Consider the following 21238-nt stretch of genomic DNA (forward strand, 5'->3'; position numbering starts at 1 on the left):
TGGCTGCGGCACATTCCTCAGCGACGATCTTGAACAGCAACTGCACCGCACGGCCGCCGTTCTGCGCCAACTTGCGCCCGGCGAGGTCCATCGCCTGCACGCCATTGGTGCCCTCGTAGATCTGAGCGATGCGGGCGTCTCGAACGTACTGCTCCATGCCCCATTCGACGATATAGCCGTGGCCGCCATAGACCTGCTGCGCATTGGTGGCGATCTCATAGCCTTTGTCGGTGCCGACGCCCTTGATCACCGGGGTGAGAAGGCCGATCAGGTCCGCGGCGGTCTGGCGCTCCTCCTCGCTGCCCGCCCGATGCTCGAGGTCGACCTGAAGCGCGCTCCAAAGGCACAAGGCGCGCAGCCCTTCGGTCCAGGCCTTGGCATCCATCAGCATGCGACGCACGTCCGGGTGGACGAACAGGGTGTCCGCTTTCTCCTGCGGCTCGGCCGGGCCGGTCAGCGCGCGGCCCTGGCGGCGGTCGCCGGCGTACTGAACCGCATTCTGGTACGCGGTCTCGGCGACGCCCAGGCCCTGCAGGCCGACGCCGAGGCGCGCGGCGTTCATCATGATGAACATCGCGGCGAGGCCCTTCATCTCCTCGCCAACCAGCCAACCGGTCGCACCGTCATAGTTCATCACGCAGGTGGCGTTGCCGTGGATGCCCATCTTGTGCTCGATCGAGCCGCACGACACCGCGTTGCGCTCGCCCAGCGAGCCGTCGTCGCCCACCATCACCTTTGGCACCACGAACAGGCTGATGCCCTTCGAGCTGTCCGGCGCGCCGGGAGTCTTGGCAAGGACGAGGTGGATGATGTTCTCGGTCAGGTCGTGCTCGCCGGCCGAGATGAAGATCTTGGTGCCGGTGATCTTGTAGGACCCGTCCGCCTGCGGCTCCGCCTTGGTCTTGATCAGACCCAAATCGGTGCCGCACTGCGGCTCGGTCAGGTTCATGGTGCCGCCCCACTCGCCCGACACCATCCTGGGCAGGTACTTCTCCTGCTGCTCGGGCGAACCCTTCGCCACCAGTGCTGCGATCGCGCCATGGGCGAGGCCCGGATACATCGCGAAGGCCATGTTGGCGGAGATCATATACTCCTGGAATGCGGTGGAGACGACGTGCGGCATCCCCTGCCCGCCGAACGCTTCCGGAGCGCTCAGCGTGCCCCAGCCCGACTCGACGAAGCGGGCATAGGCCTCCTTGAAGCCCGCCGGGGTGGTGACGCTGCCGTCGGCGTGGCGCGTGCAGCCTTCCTGGTCGCCCGAAAGGTTGAGCGGGAACAGCACCTCGGCAACGAAGCGGCCGCCCTCCTCCAGCACCGCATCGACGGTGTCGGGCGTGGCGGCGGCGAACCCCTCCACATTGGCGTAGCGATCGAGCCCGACGACATGCTCCAGCACGAAGCGGGTGTCACGGACGGGGGGCGAGTATTGCGGCATGGGATCAGGTCCTTGTTTCGACCAGCGAGACGAAGTCGTGGAGTTCGGCGAGGGCGGCGTCGATGTCGTGCTTCTGTGCTTCCAGAGCGGCGATCCGCTGGCGACAACGGTCCAGCGTCACCGCGCGTTGCGTGTGTCGCCCATCCCCGACGTCGTAGAGATCGATCATCTCGCGGATTTCGGCGAGGCTGAAGCCCACCCTCTTCCCGCGGAGAATCCAGGCGAGCCGCGCGCGATCGCGATGCGAGTAGATGCGGGTGGTGCCCCGCCGCTCTGGCGCGATCAGACCCTCGTCCTCGTAGAAACGCAGCGCCCGCGGGGTTACGGCGAACTCTGCCGAAAGGTCAGTGATCGTGTACGACTCGCGATCGTCACGGGGCGCGATCGAGGCGTGGGCGGACACCGTCATGCCTGTGCTCGCTACATTCCCCTTACGTTAGCGTCAACCGCAGAGCACCTGCCCGTCCGGCGCGGGCAGGCTGCGCGCCTCGGCCTCGGAGGCGCTCAGCCGTTCGGCCGAAAGGGTCGAGAGGGAGGCCCGTCCGCGGCAGGTCCGGTCGCAGCCGGCGGGGAGCAATGCGGGGAAGACGATCCGGTCGCCATCGAGCGCCGCGGTGAAGCGACAATCCTCGCTCAGCCGCACCTCCAGCTTCGCCCTGCCCTGCGCCGTGCCGCGCGCAACGCAGCCCTGCCCCTCGCCGTAATCCACCGCCGCGCCGATCGTGTAGCCATCCTCGCGCGGCACGATGCAGACGCGGTCGGTCTCCCCCGCAAAGGCACCGACCGGATCGACCAGGGCAGGATCGCGGACCAGCCCGCGCTTCAGCGCGGCAGCCTCCAGCGCAGCGCCGGCGTTGGTGGCTTCCGGCGAGTCCGCACGCTGACAGCCGAGCAGCAGGGTCATTGAGACGACCGCCGGCAAGACCCGCACCATCAGTCGATGGGCTCCAGGCCATCATCGCCGATGCGCCGGTAGAAGCAGCTGCGTGCCCCGGTGTGGCACGCCGGTCCTTCGGGCTCGGCAATGATCCACAGCGCATCCTGATCGCAGTCGATCCGGATTTCCTTGACCGTCAGCAGGTTGCCGGAGGTTTCTCCCTTGCGCCACAAAGCCTGGCGGCTGCGCGACCAAAAGGTGGCGAAGCCGGATGCGCGCGTTGCCGCCAGCGCCTCGGCATTCATGTGCGCGACCATCAGCACCTCGCCGGTGCCAGCATCGGTGACGACGGCGGTGACGAGGTCGGCGGCATCATATTTCGGGTCGAGCGTCAGGCCCGTTTCGCGCGGATCGGTCATGCGCCGTGCCTAGGCTTGCCGCGCCGCGAAGGACAGCGTCACAGCGCCACGTGCCGCCGCTCCGCCGCCGAGCGATAGATTGCCGCCATCACTTTCAGGTCAGCCAGCCCCTCCTCGCCCGGAACGATCGGTGCCGTTCCCGCCGCGACGCATTCCGCCAGGTGATCGAGTTGCGCCGCAAACTGGTTGCGCCGCGCGGGCGGAACGGTGCGCGGCGCGGTGCTGCCGTCGCGCCGGATGCGCATCGCGTGGCCTTCGTAGGGTGTGGCCGGCTCCATATCGATCCAGCCATCGGTGCCCGTGACGCGATAGGCATTGTGGTTGGAGCTATAGCTGGAAACGCAGACCGCCTCGATCCCGGACGGAAAGCGGAGCAGGAAGTTGATCCGGTCCTCCACCGTACGGAAGCGAGGATCATTGCGATCGGTCGCTTCGATGGCGCTGACCTCCACCGGCTCCTCTCCGGTCAAGTAGCGGGCCGCGTTAAGGCTGTAGATGCCGATGTCCATCAGCGATCCGCCGCCGGAGAGCGCCCGGTCCAGCCGCCACTGGTTCGTCCGGGCGTTGAAGCCATGTTCGGCGGTGATGAGCCGGGTCGGGCCGACATGCCCGCCGCGGGCCAGCTCGATTGCAAGCTGGTTATGCGGTTCGAACCGGCAACGATAGCCGATCATCAGCCGCTTGCCGGCGCGGCGGCATGCCGCGATCATCGCCTCGCCCTCGGCGACCGAGACCGCCATCGGCTTCTCGCACATCACATGCTTGTCCGCCTGTGCCGCGCGGATCGTGTATTCGGCGTGCATCGCATTAGGCAGGATCACATAGACCGCGTCGACGTCGGGATTGTCGCGGATCGTGTCGAAGGTGGCGTAGCTGTAGCGGTGGGTCGGCGGAATGCCGTATTCGGCGCCGTAGCGCTCCAGCTTTTCCGGCGTGCCGCTGACGAGGGCGACGAGCCGCGCATGGTCGCACCCCTTGAAATTGGGCATGATCTGCCGCGTCGCATAGGAGCCGAGGCCCACCACCGCATAGCCGAAGGGGCGGCGAGGCGACGCGGCCTTGAGTGTGCCGGTGGCCATTGCGCCGGCAAGGCCGAGGCCGAGGCTTCCCAGGATGCTACGTCGGTCGGTCATCTCGCTCTCCCTGTCGGATCGGTGCCCCCCGGCCTCTGCTTACCCGATTTCCACCGGCGTTGGCACTGCCGCGGCCGGACGATGGGCTTGGCCGTTCGCGCTGATCGTGAAGCTGGCCCGTGCGCGGATGTCCGCGGAAGAGGCGCCCACCATCACCTCCACCTGCCCCGCCTCGATCCGCCAACCCTCGTGCGACCAGAAGGCGACATGGCCCGCGACAATCGTGAAGGTCACCCGCCGGGTCGCGCCCGCCGCGATCGGCACCCGGGCAAAGCCGCGCAACTCCAGCACCGGCCGCGCGACGGCTGCAAGCGGATCGCGCAGATAGAGCTGCACCACCTCTTCTCCGTCGCGGGAGCCCCGGTTCGTCACCGACACACTCACCCGCACTGAACCGTCCGGGCTGATCGTGCTCCTGTCGAGGGCCAGCGCCGAATAGTCGAAGCGCGTGTAACTCAGCCCGTGACCAAACGGGAAAAGGGGTCCGACTTCGACGTCGCGGTAACGGGCGGTATCCTTGGCGAGGTCCGCATCGGCGGGACGCCCGGTCGGCAGGTGCGCATAGGTTGCGGGCACCTGCCCCGAGGTGCGCGGCAGACCGATCGGCAGACGGCCAGCCGGCGATGCCCGGCCCCACAGCACATCGGCAAGGGCGGCAGCGCCTTCGGTGCCCAGGAACCATGTCTCGACCACCGCGGGAATGCCGCCGAGCACGGCCTCCAGCGCGAGCGGTCGGCCATTCATCAAAATGACGACCACGGGTTTGCCGGTGGCGCGCGCCTCCGCGAGCAGCGCCTGCTGGTCCGCGGACAGCGCGATATCGGTCCGGCTGCGCGCCTCGCCGCTGGCGTCGAAATCCTCGCCGATCGCCAGTAGCAGCACATCCGCGGCGGCGGCGTCGACAAGCCGCGCTCCCGACGCCGAGAGCGCCTGCCGCAGCGACAGGGTTTCCTCGGGCCGCCCCTGCGCGCGCCAGGAGCCGAGCAGCGAGGATGCGTCGTCCGCGCGCGGCCCGCCGAGCGAGACGCGCGTGTCCCGGCGCAGCGGCAGCACCTCGCCGTCGTTGCGCAAGAGCACGATCGAGGCACGCGCCGCCGCGCGCGCGACCCGCCGGTGCGCGGGCGAAAGCGGCAGCCTTCGCTCGCGCGCTGCGCTGCCGATCGCCAGCGGCGCATCGAACAGCCCGGCGCGCGCCTTGGCAGCGAGCACACGGCCGACGGCCTCGTCGAGCAGTGGCAGCAGGCTTGCATCCGTCCCGACCGCTTCCGCCAGCCCCGCGGCATAGGTGCCGCTCGCCATGTCCATGTCGATGCTGGCGCGCAGCGCGAGCGTGGCAGCCTGTGCCGGCGTGGCCGCAACACCATGCGCCATCAGCTCCTGCACCGCATTCCAATCGCTGACGACCAGCCCCTGATAGCCCCAGCGCTCCCGCAACAGGTGCCGCACCAGCTCGGCGTTCGCGGTCGAGGGCACGCCGCCCAGATCGTTGAACGCGACCATCATCGTCGCCGCGCCAGCCTGCATTGCGGCGTGGAAGGGCGGCAGGTAGGTCTCGTGCAGCGTCCGCTCGGACACGTCGGCGCTGTCATAGTCGCGACCGCCCGCTGCCGCGCCATAGGCGCCGAAGTGCTTGGCGCAGGCGAGCACGCTTGCCGCCCCGTCCTGAAAGCCCGCGACCTGCGCACGCGCCATGGCCGCACCCAGGAACGGGTCCTCCCCAGCCCCCTCTACCACGCGCCCCCAGCGGGGATCGCGCGCGATGTCGACCATCGGCGCGAAGGTCCAATGCAGGCCGGCGGCCTCGGCCTCCACCGCCGCCATGCGCGCCGCCGCCTTTGCGAGTCCCGGATCCCAGCTTGCAGCCAGCGCCAGCGGCACCGGGGCGATGGTACGAAAGCCGTGCACCACGTCCGCCGCGAACAGCAGCGGGATGCCTAGCCGCGATTCCTCCACCGCCACCTTCTGCAACGCCTGCAGCGGCGCGGCGCCCGCCACATGGAGGTAGGAGCCGACCGCGCCCCGCCGCACCGCCTCCAGCGCGGCGGTGTCGATCCGGGAGTTGAGCGCCTTCTGGCGGCCCCCCGCCAGTTGGGTCAGCTGTCCGACCTTCTCGTCCAGCGTCATTCGCGCGACAAGGTCGGCGATGTGCGTGCGATGACGCGCCTCCAGGGGTCGCACCGCTGATCGGAGCGCGACCGGCAGCGCGGCCGTGGCACCGGCCGTCAGAATCGCGCGGCGCCCGATTTCGATCATCGCGGGCGGAGCCGCACGCGGCATAGCCGGTCATGCGAGGTGAGGAACAAGCTGCGGCCGCCCTCCCCTACGCAACAATTCGCGATGGCCTTGCCCGTCGCGGCGATGCCGAGCAGCCGTCCATCCGGCGCGAGCACATGGACCCCGCCGGGCCCGGTCGCGAACACATGGCCGTCCGGCGCCACGTCCATACCGTCCGGCAGCCCGGGCCAGCCCTGCGTAGCGTGCGCGCGCATGTCGTGGAACACGCGCGCGCCGGTCGGCAAGCCGTCGGGCCCGAGCGAATAGCCGAGCACCTGCGGGCGCACCTCATCGGAAAGGGCGAGGTACAGCATATCCTCGTCCGGCGAGAGCCCGATGCCGTTCGGTCGACGGTGGCTGCCGTCCAGCAGCCGGACGCGCCCGTCTGGATCGAGGCGGTAAAGGCCGTTCACCGGCTGCTCGCGCAGGGACGAGTCGTCGCCATCGGTCAGCCCGTACGGCGGATCGGTGAAGTAGATCGTGCCGTTGCGGGCAACGACGAGATCGTTGGGGCTATTGAAGCGCTTGCCCTCGAACCGGTCCACCAGGATGGTGCGGCGACGGGTCGCGAGGTCCAGCCGCACGATCGCACGCGTGCCGCTGTCCGCGATCAGCAGCCGGTCCTCGGCATCGAGCGCCAGTCCGTTCGCGCCCGCTTCGCGAATCGTTGCCGGGACGGGGGTCTGTAATCCCGCCGGATCGAGGAAGCGGGTCACCCCCGTGTCCGCAGACCAGCGGTGAACCACATTCGCGGGCGGATCGCTGAACAGCAGATAGCCGCCGTCTCGATCCACCCAAACTGGCCCTTCCGCCCATGTGAAGCCCCGCGCCAGCACATCGACCTGGGCGTCCTCTCCCAGCAAAGCGTCCAGCGCCGGATCGAGACGAACGATGCCGCGCGGCGGCGCCTCGCGCGGAGCCGCGGCCCGAGCAGTTGTGGTCAACGCGCTCGCTGCCAGCCCGGCCAGAAGCGTGCGACGGCGGATCATCTCGGTCATGGCTCGGGGCTCTTGCGTCATCGGCAGGCGAGGACCTGGTCCGCGCTCGTCCCCAACGCAACCCGCGAGAGCGCGAAGCGCATGGCGCCGGTCGTGCGCACTACCAGCGGCGCCTCCAGCGACGTGAGCGTGGGGCCGAAACACCGCAACGGCACGCCGACCGTGATGAAGCGCCCGCGGATCGCAGCCGCCGGGGCGAGCGATACGCCGTTGCCACAGCCTTCAGCGCAGCGTGCACCGACTACCGCATCCCGTGCGGGCGCGGAGTCGAACCGCATGGTTGCGACTATCATCATCGCGCCATTCGCCTGCCGGCTGAGATCCAGCGGCGCCGGTGCGGCGAGCACGACCTCCTGCCTGCCGCCCCCCGCCAGTTCGAATGCGCGCGCACCTTCCTGCACGCGCGCGTCAACGGCCGTCACCTGCACCCTGCCGCCGGCACTCGCCACCGGCAGGGTGGTGATCCGCGTGCTCTGGCCGCTATCCTCGACCTGGAGCGACCAGCCTGCTGCCGGCAGCCCGTCATCCATGAACGTCGATCCGGCGCCATCGTCAGCTACCCCAGGGTCCTCCGGTACTGACTGCCACGCGCTGGCAGGCTCCTGACCCGACAGGCCGTAGCCGAGCGGGTACAGCGCCGGACCTTCGGCGCGCGCGCTGGCCGGCCACGGCATGGAGAGGCGCCCGGTGAAAACGGGCGCGGCGCCGTCGCGCGGCGCGATCAGCCGATCGGCAACGCCCGCGCCCTCGCTTCCGGGCAGCCAGGCGACGACAAAGGCATCAGCCAGGTTTAGCTCGGGCCCGGTGAACAGCGGTCGGCCGGTCAGCATTACCGCCACCACGGGCACGCCCGCCGCTTTGAGCCGCCGCATCGTCTCGACCTGTCCGCGCAGTTCGGGGCGCAGTCGCAGCGTCTTCAGGTCGCCCTGGAACTCGGCGTACGGAGTTTCCCCGAAAACCACGATTGCCACGTCGGGCTTCTTCGCGAAGTGGCCATCGGCGCTCAGCGTCGCTCGCCCGCCGGACTTGGTCACCGCCTCGCGGATGCCGGTCCAGATCGAGGTGGCCCCGGGGAAGTTCGCGTTGGTCAGGCCCGTGCCCTGCCACGTCAGCGTCCAGCCGCCGGACTGACGCGCGATATCGTCAGCGGCGTCTCCTGCGACCAGAACCTCCGCGCCGGCCTTCACCGGCAGCACGCCCTGGTTCTTCAGCAACACCAGCGATTTGCCGACCGCCTCGCGCGCGATCGCCCGGTGCGCGGGCGCGCCAAGCAGCTCCCACCGGCCGGCGAGCGGTCGGGACGAGGGCTTGCCCGCCTCGAACAGGCCGAGGCGCATCTTGACCCGGAGGATGCGCGTCACCGCGTCGTCCAGCCGCGCCATCGGCACCGTGCCGTCCTTCACCTGGGCCAGCAGCGACTGATAGAGCGGCTTCCAACTGTCGGGCGCCATGTACATGTCGACGCCAGCGTTGATCGCGGTCGGGCAGCTGGCGTTGGTGCAACCGGGCAGCTGGCCGTGCGCGTTCCAGTCCGTGACCACGAAGCCGTCGAAGTTCATCCGCCCCTTCAGCAGCTCGGTCACCAGCCCGCGGTTGGCGGCGATCTTCAGACCGTTCCAGCTTGAAAAGCTGGTCATCACCGTCGCCACGCCCGCGCCAATCGCGGGGCCGTAAGGCTTGCCGTGAACGTCGCGCAGCGTCGCCTCGTCGATCCGCGCATCGCCCTGGTCGCGCCCCTCGGCCGTGCCGCCATCCGCCAGGAAGTGCTTGGTGGAGGCAAGGACGTACGGGCCCTTCAGCAGTGGACCTGCATTTGGCGCGCCCTGCAATCCCAGAATCATGCGGTCGGCATAGCTGGAGACCAGCGCCGGATTGGATGAATAGCCCTCATAGGCCCTGCCCCAGCGCGGATCCTGTGGCACCGTGATCGTCGGCGCGAAGGTCCATTCCTGTCCGGTCACGCGGATTTCGGCGGCGGTGGCGGTGCCGATCCGCTGGATTAGGTCCGGGTCGCGTGCCGCGCCCAACCCGATGTTGTGCGGGAACAGCGTCGCGCCGATGATGTTTGAATGACCGTGCACCGCATCGGTGCCCCAGATCACCGGCACACCGCTGCCGCCGCCGCTCTTGTCCACCGAAGCCGCCCAAAAGGCGTCCGCCAAGGCCAGCCAGTCGCGCGCCGGCGCCAGATCGTTGCCCCCGGGCCCCGAATTGCCGCCGTTGAGCACCGAGCCGAGATGGTATCGCTTCACCTCTTCGGGCGTGACGCTGGCGATGTCCGCCTGGATCACCTGCCCCACCTTCTCCTCCGCGCTCATTCCGCGGAGGATGGCGGCGATGCGCGCTTCCATCTTGGGATCGCGCGCGACTGGCCAGAGCGCTTTTGGCCATTGGCCCGGATGCACCGTCGCGTCCTGCGCGATCGCTCCCGTCGACAGCAGCGCCGCCGCCAAGATCAGGCACCTGCCGGCACGGCGCGATCGTGAATGGTGCATCAAGACTCTCCCGCCGTGCTGATTTGTTCTGGCCGACACACTCTTGTCAACGTTGTCAATTGTGTCAAGCGGAAGGCGGTGCGGACGATTGTCGGATCACCAGTTCGTGTCGATGGGCGCTCAATGGACGGAATGGCACGCCTTCCAGCTGCGCGATCACCATGTCCGTTGCCTCCACCGCCATCTCGAACACCGGTTGGCGAACGGTGGTGAGGGCCGGCAACGCGATCCTGGCGATGTCCGAGTCATCGAAGCCAGCGATCGATAACTGATCAGGCACGCCGAGCCCGCGCTCGCGCGCCGCAATCAGCGCGCCCACCGCCATCTCGTCATTCTGCGCGAGAATCGCGGTCGGCCGGTCATTTTGGTCTAGCAGGCGGGCGGCGGCAGCGTGGCCACTTTCCCGCGTATAATCACCGGGCTCGATGCGATCGAGCCGCATCGTCAGTCCCGCACCGAAGAACGCCTGACTGTAGCCCAGCAGCCGCGCCTCCGAGGACGCATGCGTCGGATCTCCCTTGATGATCGCGATGTCACGGTGGCCGAGACTGATGAGATGTTCCGCGATCTCGCGCGCCGCCGTAACGTCATCAACGGTGTTGCCGGGAGCCGCATCGAGCAGCCGCGTCGGCGCAATGCGGGCACAGCGGATGCCGGCGGTCGCCAGATCAGCGAGGATGCCGGGGTGGTCCGACGCCGGCGGCGCCAGTACCACCCCGTCGAGCGCCGCCGAGCGCAGCAGCCCGACCACTTCGCCCGCCCGCTCGGAGATGGAGGTGACGGGCAGCACCACCAGCTGGTATCGCTCGTCCCGCAACCTCTGCAGTACGCCCATCTGCAGTTCGGTGACGTAGCTTGGCGACGGGTTCTCATAAACCAGCCCGATCAGGTGCGATCGCTGCCGCACCAGCGCGCGCGCCATCATGTTCGGATGGTAGTTCAGTTCCTTGGCGGCGGCATGGACCCGTTCGCGCAACGCCTCGCTGACGTGCGGCTCGGCGTTGAAGACGCGCGACACCGTCTTGGCCGACACGCCCGCATGCCGCCCCACGTCGATGATCGTCGCGCGCCGCCCCTTCTTCATGCCACCTCCACCTCCCGGCGCGTTCTGACGACGTTGTCTGAGTAGTTCAACCAAATTGGCCAAGTAAATGACTCGTCGTCAGCTTACGTCCGCGCAACTTCTTCGAAAATCGGCTTCTGGTCGTTGACAACGTCAGACAACATGATAGCGATACCATTGTGGTCGAAGAGCCACCGAATCAAGCCGCGGAACTGCGGAACGGGGAGAGAGATAATGAAGGGATCGGTAGGTCTGTCGGCGCTGGCGCGCTCGGTTTCCATGCTCGCCATCACGGCCGGCGCCGCTCTGCCAGTGGCAGCACAGGCGCAGGTCAGTGCTGCCGAATCGGGCTCGCAAGCCAGCAATGCGCAGCCGGACGACGCCTCCGCGCAGGTAGGCAGCACCGCCCAGCCCACCGGCCAGGATCCCGAGGAGGTAACCGCCGACATCGTCGTCACCGGCATCCGCGCCAGCCTTGATCGTGCGATCGATATCAAGCGCAACTCCGCCGGCGTGGTGGACGCGATCTCGGCCGAGGACATCGGCAAGTTCCCGGATACCAACCTCGCCGAATCGCTCCAGCGCATCACCGGCGTGTCGATCAATCGCGTCAACGGCGAAGGCTCGCAGGTCTCGGTCCGCGGCTTCTCCGGCGGCTTCAACCTGGTGACGCTGAACGGCCGACAGCTCCCCGCCTCCAACATCGACACCAGCGCCTCGGGGGACTTTGCGCGCGGCACCAGCCGTTCGTTCGACTTCCAGAACCTCGCGTCCGAAGGCGTCAGCGCACTGGAGGTGTACAAGACCGGCCGCGCCGCCATCCCCTCGGGCGGCATCGGTGCGTCGATCAACATCGTGACGCGCAAGCCGCTGGATGCACGGGAGTCGGGCCTGTCCGGCTCGATGGGTGCCAAGGCGCTCTACGACACCACCGTCGAGCAGACCGAAAGCCAGAAGAAAAATCGCGTGCTGCCCGAGCTTTCGGGCCTGATCAGCTGGAGCGATCCGGACCAGCGGTTCGGCGTCTCGGTGTTCGGCAGCTATCAGCGCCGTGACAGCACCTCCGCACAGAGCGCGCCCAACTACTTCAACGTCGTCAGCACCGCCGACTTCCTGGACCCGGGCGACTACATCAGCGCCAACACGCAGATCACCAATCCGCCGACATCCGAATACGTGCTGATCCCGAACGACAGCCGCTACCAGTTCTCCGACAACCGTCGCGAGCGCATCAACGCCCAGGCCGTCGCCCAATGGCGGCCGGTCGATACGATCACCTTCACCGCCGACGCGCTGTTCGCCCAGAACAAGCTGCGCGAGATCCGGTCGGAGCAGACCAACTGGTTCAACCGTCCGTTCGACGCGGTCGAGTTCGGCGGCAACTCGGCGATCCCCACGGCGGTGTTCCTGGAGCGCACCGACGATGGCACCAAGGATTATGGATACGAGCAGCAGCTGCGCGCAACCAAGACGCAGCTCCAGTCCTACGGCCTTAACGGCAAGTGGGAGATCACCGACGCCGTGACGCTCAATCTCGACGGCTATCATGCTTTGTCGAAGTCGACCCCCGACAATCCCAACGGCACCTCCGCGACCCTGGTCAGCCTCGGCGCCCCGGTCGGCCTGACCCAATCGGTCGACTTCTCCAGCGGCTTCCCGGTGCAGACGCAGGTGATCAACGATGCTATCCGCGGCAACGGCAATGGCGAGCTCGACCTCGGCGACCTCGGTTCTCAGGTCGCCCGCACCATCTCGTCCAGCCAGCGCCAACGGATCAACGCCGGCCGCGCCGATCTTGGCTGGGATCTGGGCGGCGGCAGCCGCTTCGATGTCGGCGGCAGCTATACCGATACGGTGATGACCAGCGCCCGCACCCAGACGCAGCAGCAGCTGGGCGATTGGGGCATCGGCGATCCCGGCATCATCTCGCGCCTGGGACCCGACCTGGTCGACACCTTCTGTCTCACCTGCAAGTTCGACAAGTTCAACCCGCGGTCGCAGGGCCCGGCCAGGGTGGCGTTCCGCGGCAACGCGCTCAGCCTGCTCAACCTGCTGTCGTCGAACTACGCGGGTAACCCGGTGAACACCAACGCGATCGACTTTGACCGCGTCAACGAGAAGGTGTGGTCGGTCTACGGGCAGATCACCTGGAAGGGAGAGATCGCCGGACGCGCCGCGAACCTGGTGTTCGGCACCCGCTACGAGGAGACGCGCACCCGCTCGTTCGCGCGTCAGGTCGCGCCGACAGCGATCATCTGGCAATCGGACAACGACTTCTCGGTTGTGCTGCCGAACGCCGCCACGGCGACGCCGGTGTCGGTCTCGCAGCGTGGCCGGTATTCGAACCTGCTGCCCGCCATCGACTTCAACATCGAAGTGGCCCGCAACCTGATCGCGCGCGCTTCGGCGAGCCGGACGCTGGCACGGCCCGAATATAGCAGCCTGTTCGCCTCCACCACGGTGGGCGGGCCGACCCGCCCGACCGCGCTCGACGGCGTCGGCACCGGCACCAGCGGCAACGCCAACCTCAAGCCGCTGGTATCCGACAACTTCGACGTGTCGGTCGAATGGTATTACAAGCCGTCCAGCTTCATTTCGGTGGGCTTCTTCGAGAAGCGCGTCCGCAACTTCCTGGGCTCGGGCATCTTCAACCGCGATGCCTTCGGCCTGCGCGATCCTTCCGCCGGAGCGCCGGGCTCGCGCTCGGGCACGGCGCGCGATCGACTGACGGCACTCGGTGCGACGATCAACGACCTCAACCTGTTCAGCTACACCGCATTGCTCCAGCAGAACGGCGGCGACACGGCGGCGGCAGACGCGGAATACCGTGCCAACTCGTCCAACGGCGAGTTCAACCAGGCCTATGCCAACACGCTGCTCGGCGCGGTGGACGTGATCGCCAACGCGCAGGACCCGCTGTTCAACTTCGCCATCTCGCAGCCGATCAACAATCAGGACGGCCGCATCTACGGCTTTGAAATCGCCGGGCAGCATTTCTTCGGCGAGACCGGCTTCGGCGTTGCAGCCTCGTACACCAAGGTGAACGGCAACGTGAACGTCGACGTCACCTCCAGCCCGGACGTCAACGTGTTCGCGCTGACCGGGCTGGGGGACAGTGCCAACGCATCGCTGATCTACGACAAGAACGGGCTGTCGGCCCGCGTCACCTACAACTGGCGCGACAAATACTTGTCCGCGACCAACCAGGGCGACGATCGCAACCCGACCTTCACCGACTCCTTCGGCACGCTCGACTTCAACATCAGCTACGATCTGAATGATCGTGTCGCGCTGTCGTTCGAAGGCGTGAACCTCACCAGCGAGCCGGTAGTGCAATATGGCCGCGATCGCACCGCCCTCGTGTTCGCGCAGGAGCTGAAGCCGCGCTTCCTGCTGGGCGCGCGCTACCGGTTCTGATCCGAGCCTCCCCTAGGGCGGTCGCACCCGCGGCCGCCCCGTTTTTTTTGCTCAGTCTTTTTCATTGTGCCGTGGCGGGCGGTTCCTATCATCTTTGCATCAAAGGAGAGGCGCGTCGCCGATGGCGAACTGGGTGAAGCTCGACAATGTGGATCATGCGGGGCTCGCCGTGGCGCGGCGCCACGGCGCGGCTTTCGGCGATGCCGTCAACCAGCTGCTCGTGTTCCCGACCGAGTTCGAGCAGGTCCAGCGCGACTATCCGATCCTGTTCCGCCGCGACGATCAGGGCCGCTTCTATGCGGTGGCGCTGCTCGGCCTCGACCTCGACGAGAACCTCTTCCTCGCCGACGTCGCCTGGACGGCACGATACGTACCCGTGCTCCAGCAGCGCGGGCCGTTCACCGCCGATCCGACGGGCGGCCTGCCTCTGATCGATCTCGATGATGCGCGCGTAGGTGCCGACGATGGCGAGCCGCTGTTTCTTCCGCACGGCGGCAGCACGCCATATCTCCAGCACATCACCGCGGTGATCGAGGCGATCGGGCACGGCCGGAACAGCATCGCGCCCTTTTTCACCGCGTTGGACGAGCTTGGCCTGCTGCGAGCCCGTGCGCTCGACGTCCAGCTCGGTGACGGCGCCAGCTACACCATAGCGGACGTGTTCACGCTGGACGAGGCCCGGTTGGCCGACCTGCCCGCGGCAGCGCTGCTCCCGCTACACCGCAGCGGCATGCTGCGCGCCGCGACCATGGCCGCCGCCTCTCTGGGCAATGTCGCTCGGCTGATCGAACTCAAGAACGCCCGCCGGGGATGACCGTCGGCCTCCCCGCTCCACGAGCTGTGCGCGAGGTCGCCGGCGTGGCCGCGCGGGATCTGTGCCCAGACGCTCTGCTCGAAACGCAAGAGCCGGTGATCTTTCGCGGCATGGCGGCGGGCTGGCCGCTGGTCGCCGCCGGGCGGCACGGCGCCGGGAAGGCGATCGCCTATCTGAAACGCTTCGATGCCGGACGGCCCGTCGTCGGCTATACCGGCCCGCCCGCGATCGGCGGCCGGTTCTTCTATCGCGAGGACTGGAGCGGCCTCAACTTCGAGGCGAGCCGCGTCGGGCTGGCCGCCTATCTCGACGCGATCGCAGCGACGCTGGACGGACCGGATGCACCCGCGCGCTACATCGGTTCCACCGATCTCGACGGTTATCTGCCGGGTTTTCGCAGCGAGAACGACCTTCCCCTGCCCGCCCCCGCGCCAGGCCATGTCGCGCCGCTCGCCAGCATCTGGATCGGCAATCGTACAATCGCCGCGACCCATTACGACATGTCGAACAACCTGGCCTGTTGCATGGTCGGACGCCGTCGCTTCACGCTCTTCCCGCCCGATCAGGTCGCCAACCTTTATCCCGGTCCGCTGGAGCCCACGCCCGGCGGCCAGGTGGTCAGCATGGTCGACCTGCGCGCGCCCGACCTTGACCGCTACCCGCGTTTCATCGACGCGCTTGCCGCCGCACAGGTCGCCGATCTCGAGCCTGGCGACGTGCTCTTCTATCCGGCCCTGTGGTGGCACAATGTCGAGGCGCTCGACCCGTTCAACGTGCTGGTCAACTACTGGTGGAACGCCGCGCCCGCCTTCATGGACACGCCGATGACCACGCTGCTCCATGGCCTGCTCGCACTGCGCGACCGGCCCGACGCCGAGAAGCAGGCCTGGCGGGCGATGTTCGACTATTACGTCTTCGGTCCGCCAGACCAGCCTGCGGCGCACCTGCCCGAAATGGCGCGCGGGGATCTCGCCCCGCTTGATGAGCGCGCGGCGCGGCGACTGCGCGCCAGGCTGCTCGATCGGCTCAACCGATGAACGCCCGCCCGAAGACCCGTGTGGTGATCGCCGGCGGCGGCACGGCCGGCTGGCTCGCCGCCGCCATCCTGACCCGCCAGCTCGACGCGATCGTCGATGTCACCCTGGTCGAATCGGAGGAGATCGGCACGGTTGGCGTCGGTGAATCTACTATCCCCACTGTGCGCGCCTTCCATACTCTGATCGGCCTCGACGAACGCGAGTTCGTCAGCGCGACCGGCGCCAGCTTTAAGCTCGGTATATCCTTCGAAAACTGGGCACGCGCAGGCGATCGCTACATCCACTCGTTCGGGGATCTCGGCCGATCGACGTGGATGGGCGACTTCCACCATTTCTGGCTGGAGGCACGGGACCAGGGGATCGCGAGGGAGCTGGGCGCCTACAACCTGGAGCATCAGGCGGCCGACGCGGGCCGCTTCGCCACGGACAGCCAACCGCCGCTCAACTACGCTTATCACTTCGATGCCGGCCGCTACGCGCACTATCTGCGCGCCCGCTGCGAGGCCGCGGGCCTGACGCGGGTCGAGGGCCGCATCGCCCGCGTCGAGCGTCACGCCGAAAGCGGCCATATCGCTGCCCTCGTCCTTGCCGACGATCGCCGGATCGAGGGGGACCTGTTCCTCGACTGCACCGGCTTTCGCGCGCTGCTGATCGGCGACGCGTTGGGCGTCGGCTTCGAGGATTGGAGCCATTGGCTTCCGACCGACCGCGCCCTGCCCGTTCAGACCGCCGCGGTCGAGCCGGCACGACCCTATACCCGGGCGATCGCGCATGACGCGGGGTGGCAATGGCGCATCCCGCTCCAGCACCGCGTCGGCAATGGCCTGGTCTATTCCAGCGACTATCTGTCCGACGATGAGGCGCAGGCACGCCTCTACGCATCCGTCGAGGGCGAGCGGCTGGTCGAGCCGCGCCCGATCCGCTTCCGCACCGGTCGGCGGCTGCGCGCCTGGGAGGGCAATTGCATCGCGCTCAGCCTTGCCTCCGGCTTCGTCGAACCGCTCGAATCGACAAGCATCCACCTCATCATGATCGCGCTGACACGGCTGTTGCAGGTGTTCCCGGCGGGCGGGATCAGCGAGGCCGCGGTCGCACGCTTCAACGATCAGGCACGACGCGAGATCGAGGGCGTGCGCGACTTCATCATTCTCCATTACCACCTAAATCAGCGCCCCGAGCCGTTCTGGCAGAGGTGCCGCGAGATGACGGTGCCGGACAGTCTGGCCGAACGCATCGCGCTGTTCGCGGAAGGCGCGCAGGCTTATCAGGACAGTCATGACCTGTTCCGCGTCGCCTCCTGGGTTCAGGTGATGCTCGGCCAGCGTCTGGAGCCACGCCGCCACCATCCCCTGGGCAGTATCATGCCACCCGCGCGACTAGCGAAGACACTGGACGATCTTGCCGCCGGCATCACCGGCGCGGTTTCACGCCTGCCCCAACACCAGGCATTTCTCGAGGGCTATGACATCAAGCTTCAAGGCCAGACATGATCGTGGTGTATCCGCCAAAGTGTGGTTCTCGATGGAAGACATTTTCAATGTTACAACGCTAATGCGGCTTAACTTGGATCCTGTTCTGTCCCGTTTTCACGAAGGCGGTGTCGCTCCTGGGTCGATAGACTAGGCAGGCCGTCCGCGATACGGCGCTCTCTGCGCTAGAGATTCTTGCGTTTCCAACTGCCGGTCGATCGGCAGGCTAGTGTCTCCGCAAAGACAAGGAGTCGGACAATGCTCCGGCAGCAACGTCGCGCGGATGATGGATGCGCGTCGTGATCCGCTTAGTCTTGGACGGCCGTACTGTTCTGCACCTTGACAAGGATTGGCGGCGCTGTTCGGCAAATAGCGGCGCCGGCTTGTCAGCACATGCTTTATCAGCGCGCTGTTCGGCTCCGTCAGTAGGTAAAGTCGAAGTGAATACCGATCGTGCGCGGCCGTAGCGGCGTGATTTGCTCTTGCTCGCGGATCAGGAACGGCGAGCCGAGGGCAAACCGGTTGCCACGGGCATCCAGCAGGTTGGTAGCGGTGAGGCTGATCCCACGGCGATCATTGCCGACCCGGAGTTCAAGGCCCGTATCGACGTAGTCACCCTGCAGCCTGCCAAGGATCGTGCCGATGCCCAGCGTTGATTGCCCAATATAGCGCGTATAGCCGTTCACATCGAACCGCTCGCCGCGGCCGAGATCACCGGCGTAACGCAGGCCGATCCGTCCGCTACGATCGGCGACGTTGGGCAAACGGCTCTGGTCGATTGCGCCGGTACTGGCCGGCAGGATGCTCAGCGCCGGCTGGGTGATGCGGCTGTCATTGAGGTACAAGGCGGCGTCGAGCTCGAGGCCGACGACCGGGCGCCAACGCAGCGAGGTGCCGATCGACCAGATTACCCCATCGCCGATGTTGGCAGTGGTCGGAAAGCCGAAGCCGTCGACGATATCCGCCTGGATGCTGCGCCACCGCGTGTGCGACACGGTGAGCGTGCCATCCATCGCCCGGCTGCCGATCCGCCCGCCGGCTTCATAGGTCGCGACGCGGTCACCGGCGAAGCGCTGGACATAATCCTGCCGCACCGCGATGCCCCCGGGCCGAAAACCCTCCTGGTAACGCAGAAACAGGCTGGCCTGGTCGGACGGGCGCCAGACGAACGCGGCGGAGGGAAGAAAGCGGGTTTCCTCCCGCATATCCCCGGCGCGCGGATCGACTCGCAGCGCCAGCGCCTCGCTGACGTCCTGCGATCGCCCGCCGAGCGACGTGTGCGTCAGCCTGCCCCCGAGCGTCAGCGTGGTGCTCGCGATAGGATGCAGCGCATATTCGCCGTACAAGGTTTCTTCATCGACCGAGTTGCGGACCCCGGTCAGCCGCGTGCGATCGAACGCCGGGCCCATTTGCCGCGCGACGCGCGCACGGTTGTGCAGCAGGCTTGCGCCGATCAGCCAGCCTGCACCCGCGCCGTCGCGTCGCGCGAGGCGCATCTCCGCGGTGAGCATCGCGATCCGATTGTCCTGCGCGAAGGCGGTCTGCGGGGCGTCGCGCGCCGGCGAGATAATGGGAGAGGCCGCATCGGCGAGCTCCACGCCTTCGAACTGCTCGAACACATGCTGGTCGGAGTAACCGATCGAACTGGTCCATTCGATCGGGCCCCACGTCTTGCGCACCACCACGTCGCCCAACCAATAAACGTTGCGATAGGGCTGAGGGATACCGCTCGCCCGGCTGAGGCCGTCGGTGAGGCGATCGGCATATTGACTGTCGTCGCCCACGATCCGCTGCCCCAGGCCGGTCAGGTCGATCGTGAGATCGCTTGCCGGGGCGTAGCGCAACGCGATGCGCCCGCCGATGGTGGACACGCGATTGACGTCGTCCAGCCCGCGCTGGCGATCGTCGATATAGCCACCCTCCACACCGCCGAAGCCGAGCACGCGTAGCGCCAGCCGATCCTCGATGATCGGCGCATTGAGGATCACGCCGCCATCCACGCTCGGGTCGCCATGCTGCGTCGCCTGCACCCCGCCCCAAACATGCCCGCTCGTCGCGGTGGCGTCGGGCGCATTGGGCACCACCCGCACCACGCCGCCGAGCGAGCCGGCACCGTACAGCGTGCCCTGCGGCCCCTCCAGCACCTCGATGCTCTTGACGTCGTACAGGCGCAGGCTGGGATCGGGCGCGCTATAGGTGATGCGGCTGTTGCCCCAATATTGTCCCACCGTCGCCTGTGTCGGGCCGACGAAGCTCGAATCGGCGATGCCGCGGATGAACAGCTTGTTGCGTCCCGGCCCGAGATGCGTCGAATTGACACTCGCCGCGCGCGATTCGATCAGGTCAGTCCCGCGCGCCGCCTCCGCCAGCGACAGCACGTCGCCGTCGATCACCTGCGCGCCGCCGGGATAGTCGGACAGCGGTATCTCACGCTTAGACGCGGTGACGATGATGTCGCCCGGCGCGCTCTGGGCCACCTGCACCGCGGGCTTTGGCCTGGCAGTCGGTCCGGCCAAGCGCACCGGCCGAGGCGCTGGCGGTGCCGGCTCGATGACGTAACTGGCCGGCGCCACCCGTCGCGCCACCGTACCGGTGCCTGCCAGCAGCCGCTCCAGCGCCTGCGCCGGCGTGTAGCGCCCGCGCAAAGCGCGAAGGCGCAGCCGGGCGATGCGCGGATCGCGAAAGCCGATGCTGATCCGCGCCTGCCTCGCGAGCAGCCGCACCGCATCACCCGCGCCTGCGGCGGGCACCTCGATCGCTGCCGGACGCTCCTGCGCGGCGGCGGGGACGGCAGCGACGGCAAGCGCGGCGATCAGGGGGACGGAGCTACGGACGCGCACCATCTGGCGGCATCATCCTCCACCCCTTGCCGGCACGCGCGATCGGCACACCCAGCAGCGGCCCGACCCGCGCGATCACCGCCTCCGCGCCGCCATCCAGCATCACCGATCCGGAGAAGCGCCGGCCCGCCACCGCAGGATCGACGAAGACCGGCACGCCCAGATTGCGCGACAGCGTCCGCGCCACATCGTCCAGCGGCGCATCGGCGAATTGCAGATAGCCGGTGCGCCACGCACCGACCGATCCGGTCTCGATCCGGCCCTTCACCGGCGTCGCATCCGAGCCGTCGCGGCTCAGCATCTCGCCCGGCGCGAGGCGCAGGTCGGCGCCCTTCCCCTGATAGATCACCGCGCCTTCCGCGACCGCCACGTCCAGCGTGCCGCGATCCTCCACCACGTTGAACGTGGTGCCGGCGTCCACCAGCCGCGTGCTGTCCGACATGGTGACGACGAAGGGACTGGCGGCATCGTGCCGAATTTCGAACAGCGCCTCGCCGCTCGCCATCGCCACTTGCCGCGTGTTGCCGGGGTCGAGCGTCACCCGCGTGTTCCCGTTGAGCAGCACACGCGACCCGTCCGCCAGCTCGATGGTGCGCCGCTCGCCCGCGGCGGTGGCATAGGTCTGCGGCACGCCGCGTTCCAGTGCCAGCCATCCGCCGCCAACCGCCAGCGCCGCCACGCCCGCTGCCATCGCCGGCATCCGCCAGCGCGGCGGGCGACGCGGCGCCGTCCCATCCGCGGGAGTCCAAACAGGCTGCGAGGCCGTGTGGGGCGGCGCATCGAAGAACGCGTCCGCACCCTCCATCTCGTCAAGTGCTGCCTCATAGGCCCCATTGTGCGCCGGATTCGCTTCAAGCCACCCGGTAAAGCCGTCCCAATCGGCGAACGCCGGGTCGCGCAGGCGGATCGCCCACCGGCGCGCCACCTCGCACACGCCATCATCCGGTTCGACGATCATGCCCATATC

Annotated in this window: 15 protein-coding genes; 4 read left to right on the forward strand and 11 right to left on the reverse strand. The window is 67.8% G+C overall.

Translation table 11 applies throughout. The annotated features are described in order from the left end of the window. The 9 genes from ACFDTH_RS06615 to ACFDTH_RS06655 form a co-directional block, all read right to left on the reverse strand. Positions 1-1435, reverse strand: a 1435-nt coding sequence (locus ACFDTH_RS06615; RefSeq protein WP_375286733.1) for an acyl-CoA dehydrogenase family protein, incomplete at its 3' end; no start/stop codon positions are given. A gap of 4 nt (positions 1436-1439) precedes the next feature. Beyond that, positions 1440-1844 carry a MerR family DNA-binding transcriptional regulator gene (locus tag ACFDTH_RS06620; protein ID WP_375286734.1) on the reverse strand — a complete coding sequence of 135 codons (405 nt, stop codon included), beginning with the start codon at positions 1842-1844 and terminating at the stop codon, positions 1440-1442. 33 nt (positions 1845-1877) lie between these two features. Further along, positions 1878-2339 (reverse strand): hypothetical protein, encoded by a 462-nt coding sequence (locus ACFDTH_RS06625; RefSeq protein ID WP_375286735.1) that lies wholly within the window; start codon positions 2337-2339, stop codon positions 1878-1880. Between the two features lie 29 nt (positions 2340-2368). After that, complete coding sequence (hisI, locus tag ACFDTH_RS06630; RefSeq protein ID WP_375286736.1) at positions 2369-2731, reverse strand: phosphoribosyl-AMP cyclohydrolase; 363 nt, start codon at positions 2729-2731, stop codon at positions 2369-2371. A 38-nt stretch (positions 2732-2769) separates the two neighbouring features. Then, positions 2770-3864, reverse strand: coding sequence for a Gfo/Idh/MocA family protein (locus ACFDTH_RS06635; protein WP_375286737.1), 1095 nt, complete (start codon positions 3862-3864; stop codon positions 2770-2772). Positions 3865-3903: 39 nt separating this feature from the next. Next, on the reverse strand, positions 3904-6117 hold the full coding sequence (locus ACFDTH_RS06640) for a glycoside hydrolase family 3 N-terminal domain-containing protein (RefSeq protein WP_375286738.1): 2214 nt from the start codon (positions 6115-6117) through the stop codon (positions 3904-3906). Next, the gene (locus ACFDTH_RS06645) at positions 6114-7127 is read right to left on the reverse strand and encodes an SMP-30/gluconolactonase/LRE family protein (RefSeq protein ID WP_375286770.1); all 1014 of its coding nucleotides are present in this window, start codon (positions 7125-7127) and stop codon (positions 6114-6116) included. Before ACFDTH_RS06645 ends, ACFDTH_RS06640 begins: the two co-directional genes overlap by 4 nt. A 26-nt stretch (positions 7128-7153) precedes the next feature. Beyond that, positions 7154-9631 (reverse strand): glycoside hydrolase family 3 N-terminal domain-containing protein, encoded by a 2478-nt coding sequence (locus tag ACFDTH_RS06650; RefSeq protein ID WP_375286739.1) that lies wholly within the window; start codon positions 9629-9631, stop codon positions 7154-7156. Between the two features lie 64 nt (positions 9632-9695). Continuing rightward, complete coding sequence (locus ACFDTH_RS06655) at positions 9696-10715, reverse strand: LacI family DNA-binding transcriptional regulator (RefSeq protein ID WP_375286740.1); 1020 nt, start codon at positions 10713-10715, stop codon at positions 9696-9698. Positions 10716-10928: 213 nt separating this feature from the next. Here ACFDTH_RS06655 and ACFDTH_RS06660 point away from each other — a divergent pair, with 213 nt between their 5' ends. The 4 genes from ACFDTH_RS06660 (at position 10929) to ACFDTH_RS06675 (ending at position 17452) form a co-directional block, all read left to right on the forward strand. Next, entirely contained in the window at positions 10929-14111 is a 3183-nt protein-coding gene (locus ACFDTH_RS06660; RefSeq protein WP_375286741.1) for a TonB-dependent receptor, read from the forward strand. 121 nt (positions 14112-14232) lie between these two features. Then, the gene (locus tag ACFDTH_RS06665; RefSeq protein WP_375286742.1) at positions 14233-14925 is read left to right on the forward strand and encodes a SapC family protein; all 693 of its coding nucleotides are present in this window, start codon (positions 14233-14235) and stop codon (positions 14923-14925) included. Then, positions 14922-15962: a cupin-like domain-containing protein gene (locus ACFDTH_RS06670; protein WP_375286743.1), complete on the forward strand. Its 1041-nt coding sequence runs from the start codon at positions 14922-14924 to the stop codon at positions 15960-15962. The genes ACFDTH_RS06665 and ACFDTH_RS06670 overlap by 4 nt, the downstream gene beginning before the upstream one ends. Next, positions 15959-17452: a tryptophan halogenase family protein gene (locus tag ACFDTH_RS06675; RefSeq protein WP_375286745.1), complete on the forward strand. Its 1494-nt coding sequence runs from the start codon at positions 15959-15961 to the stop codon at positions 17450-17452. The genes ACFDTH_RS06670 and ACFDTH_RS06675 overlap by 4 nt, the downstream gene beginning before the upstream one ends. 401 nt (positions 17453-17853) lie before the next feature. Here ACFDTH_RS06675 and ACFDTH_RS06680 read toward each other — a convergent pair whose 3' ends face one another. Both ACFDTH_RS06680 and ACFDTH_RS06685 read right to left on the reverse strand, forming a co-directional pair. Beyond that, positions 17854-20274: a TonB-dependent receptor gene (locus tag ACFDTH_RS06680; RefSeq protein WP_375286747.1), complete on the reverse strand. Its 2421-nt coding sequence runs from the start codon at positions 20272-20274 to the stop codon at positions 17854-17856. Continuing rightward, positions 20258-21229 (reverse strand): FecR domain-containing protein, encoded by a 972-nt coding sequence (locus ACFDTH_RS06685; protein ID WP_375286748.1) that lies wholly within the window; start codon positions 21227-21229, stop codon positions 20258-20260. The genes ACFDTH_RS06680 and ACFDTH_RS06685 overlap by 17 nt, the downstream gene beginning before the upstream one ends. Between the last annotated feature and the right edge of the window lie 9 nt (positions 21230-21238).

It is taken from the genome of Sphingomonas sp. (assembly GCF_042096255.1).
Taxonomy (GTDB): domain Bacteria; phylum Pseudomonadota; class Alphaproteobacteria; order Sphingomonadales; family Sphingomonadaceae; genus Sphingomonas.

Coding starts and splice junctions, on each gene's coding strand:
- ACFDTH_RS06620 (WP_375286734.1), bottom strand. CDS start 1,844: ATGACGGTGTCCGCCCACGCCTCGATCGCGCCCCGTGACGATCGCGAG.
- ACFDTH_RS06625 (WP_375286735.1), bottom strand. CDS start 2,339: ATGACCCTGCTGCTCGGCTGTCAGCGTGCGGACTCGCCGGAAGCCACC.
- hisI (WP_375286736.1), bottom strand. CDS start 2,731: ATGACCGATCCGCGCGAAACGGGCCTGACGCTCGACCCGAAATATGAT.
- ACFDTH_RS06635 (WP_375286737.1), bottom strand. CDS start 3,864: ATGACCGACCGACGTAGCATCCTGGGAAGCCTCGGCCTCGGCCTTGCC.
- ACFDTH_RS06640 (WP_375286738.1), bottom strand. CDS start 6,117: ATGATCGAAATCGGGCGCCGCGCGATTCTGACGGCCGGTGCCACGGCC.
- ACFDTH_RS06645 (WP_375286770.1), bottom strand. CDS start 7,127: ATGATCCGCCGTCGCACGCTTCTGGCCGGGCTGGCAGCGAGCGCGTTG.
- ACFDTH_RS06650 (WP_375286739.1), bottom strand. CDS start 9,631: ATGCACCATTCACGATCGCGCCGTGCCGGCAGGTGCCTGATCTTGGCG.
- ACFDTH_RS06655 (WP_375286740.1), bottom strand. CDS start 10,715: ATGAAGAAGGGGCGGCGCGCGACGATCATCGACGTGGGGCGGCATGCG.
- ACFDTH_RS06660 (WP_375286741.1), top strand. CDS start 10,929: ATGAAGGGATCGGTAGGTCTGTCGGCGCTGGCGCGCTCGGTTTCCATG.
- ACFDTH_RS06665 (WP_375286742.1), top strand. CDS start 14,233: ATGGCGAACTGGGTGAAGCTCGACAATGTGGATCATGCGGGGCTCGCC.
- ACFDTH_RS06670 (WP_375286743.1), top strand. CDS start 14,922: ATGACCGTCGGCCTCCCCGCTCCACGAGCTGTGCGCGAGGTCGCCGGC.
- ACFDTH_RS06675 (WP_375286745.1), top strand. CDS start 15,959: ATGAACGCCCGCCCGAAGACCCGTGTGGTGATCGCCGGCGGCGGCACG.
- ACFDTH_RS06680 (WP_375286747.1), bottom strand. CDS start 20,274: ATGGTGCGCGTCCGTAGCTCCGTCCCCCTGATCGCCGCGCTTGCCGTC.
- ACFDTH_RS06685 (WP_375286748.1), bottom strand. CDS start 21,229: ATGATCGTCGAACCGGATGATGGCGTGTGCGAGGTGGCGCGCCGGTGG.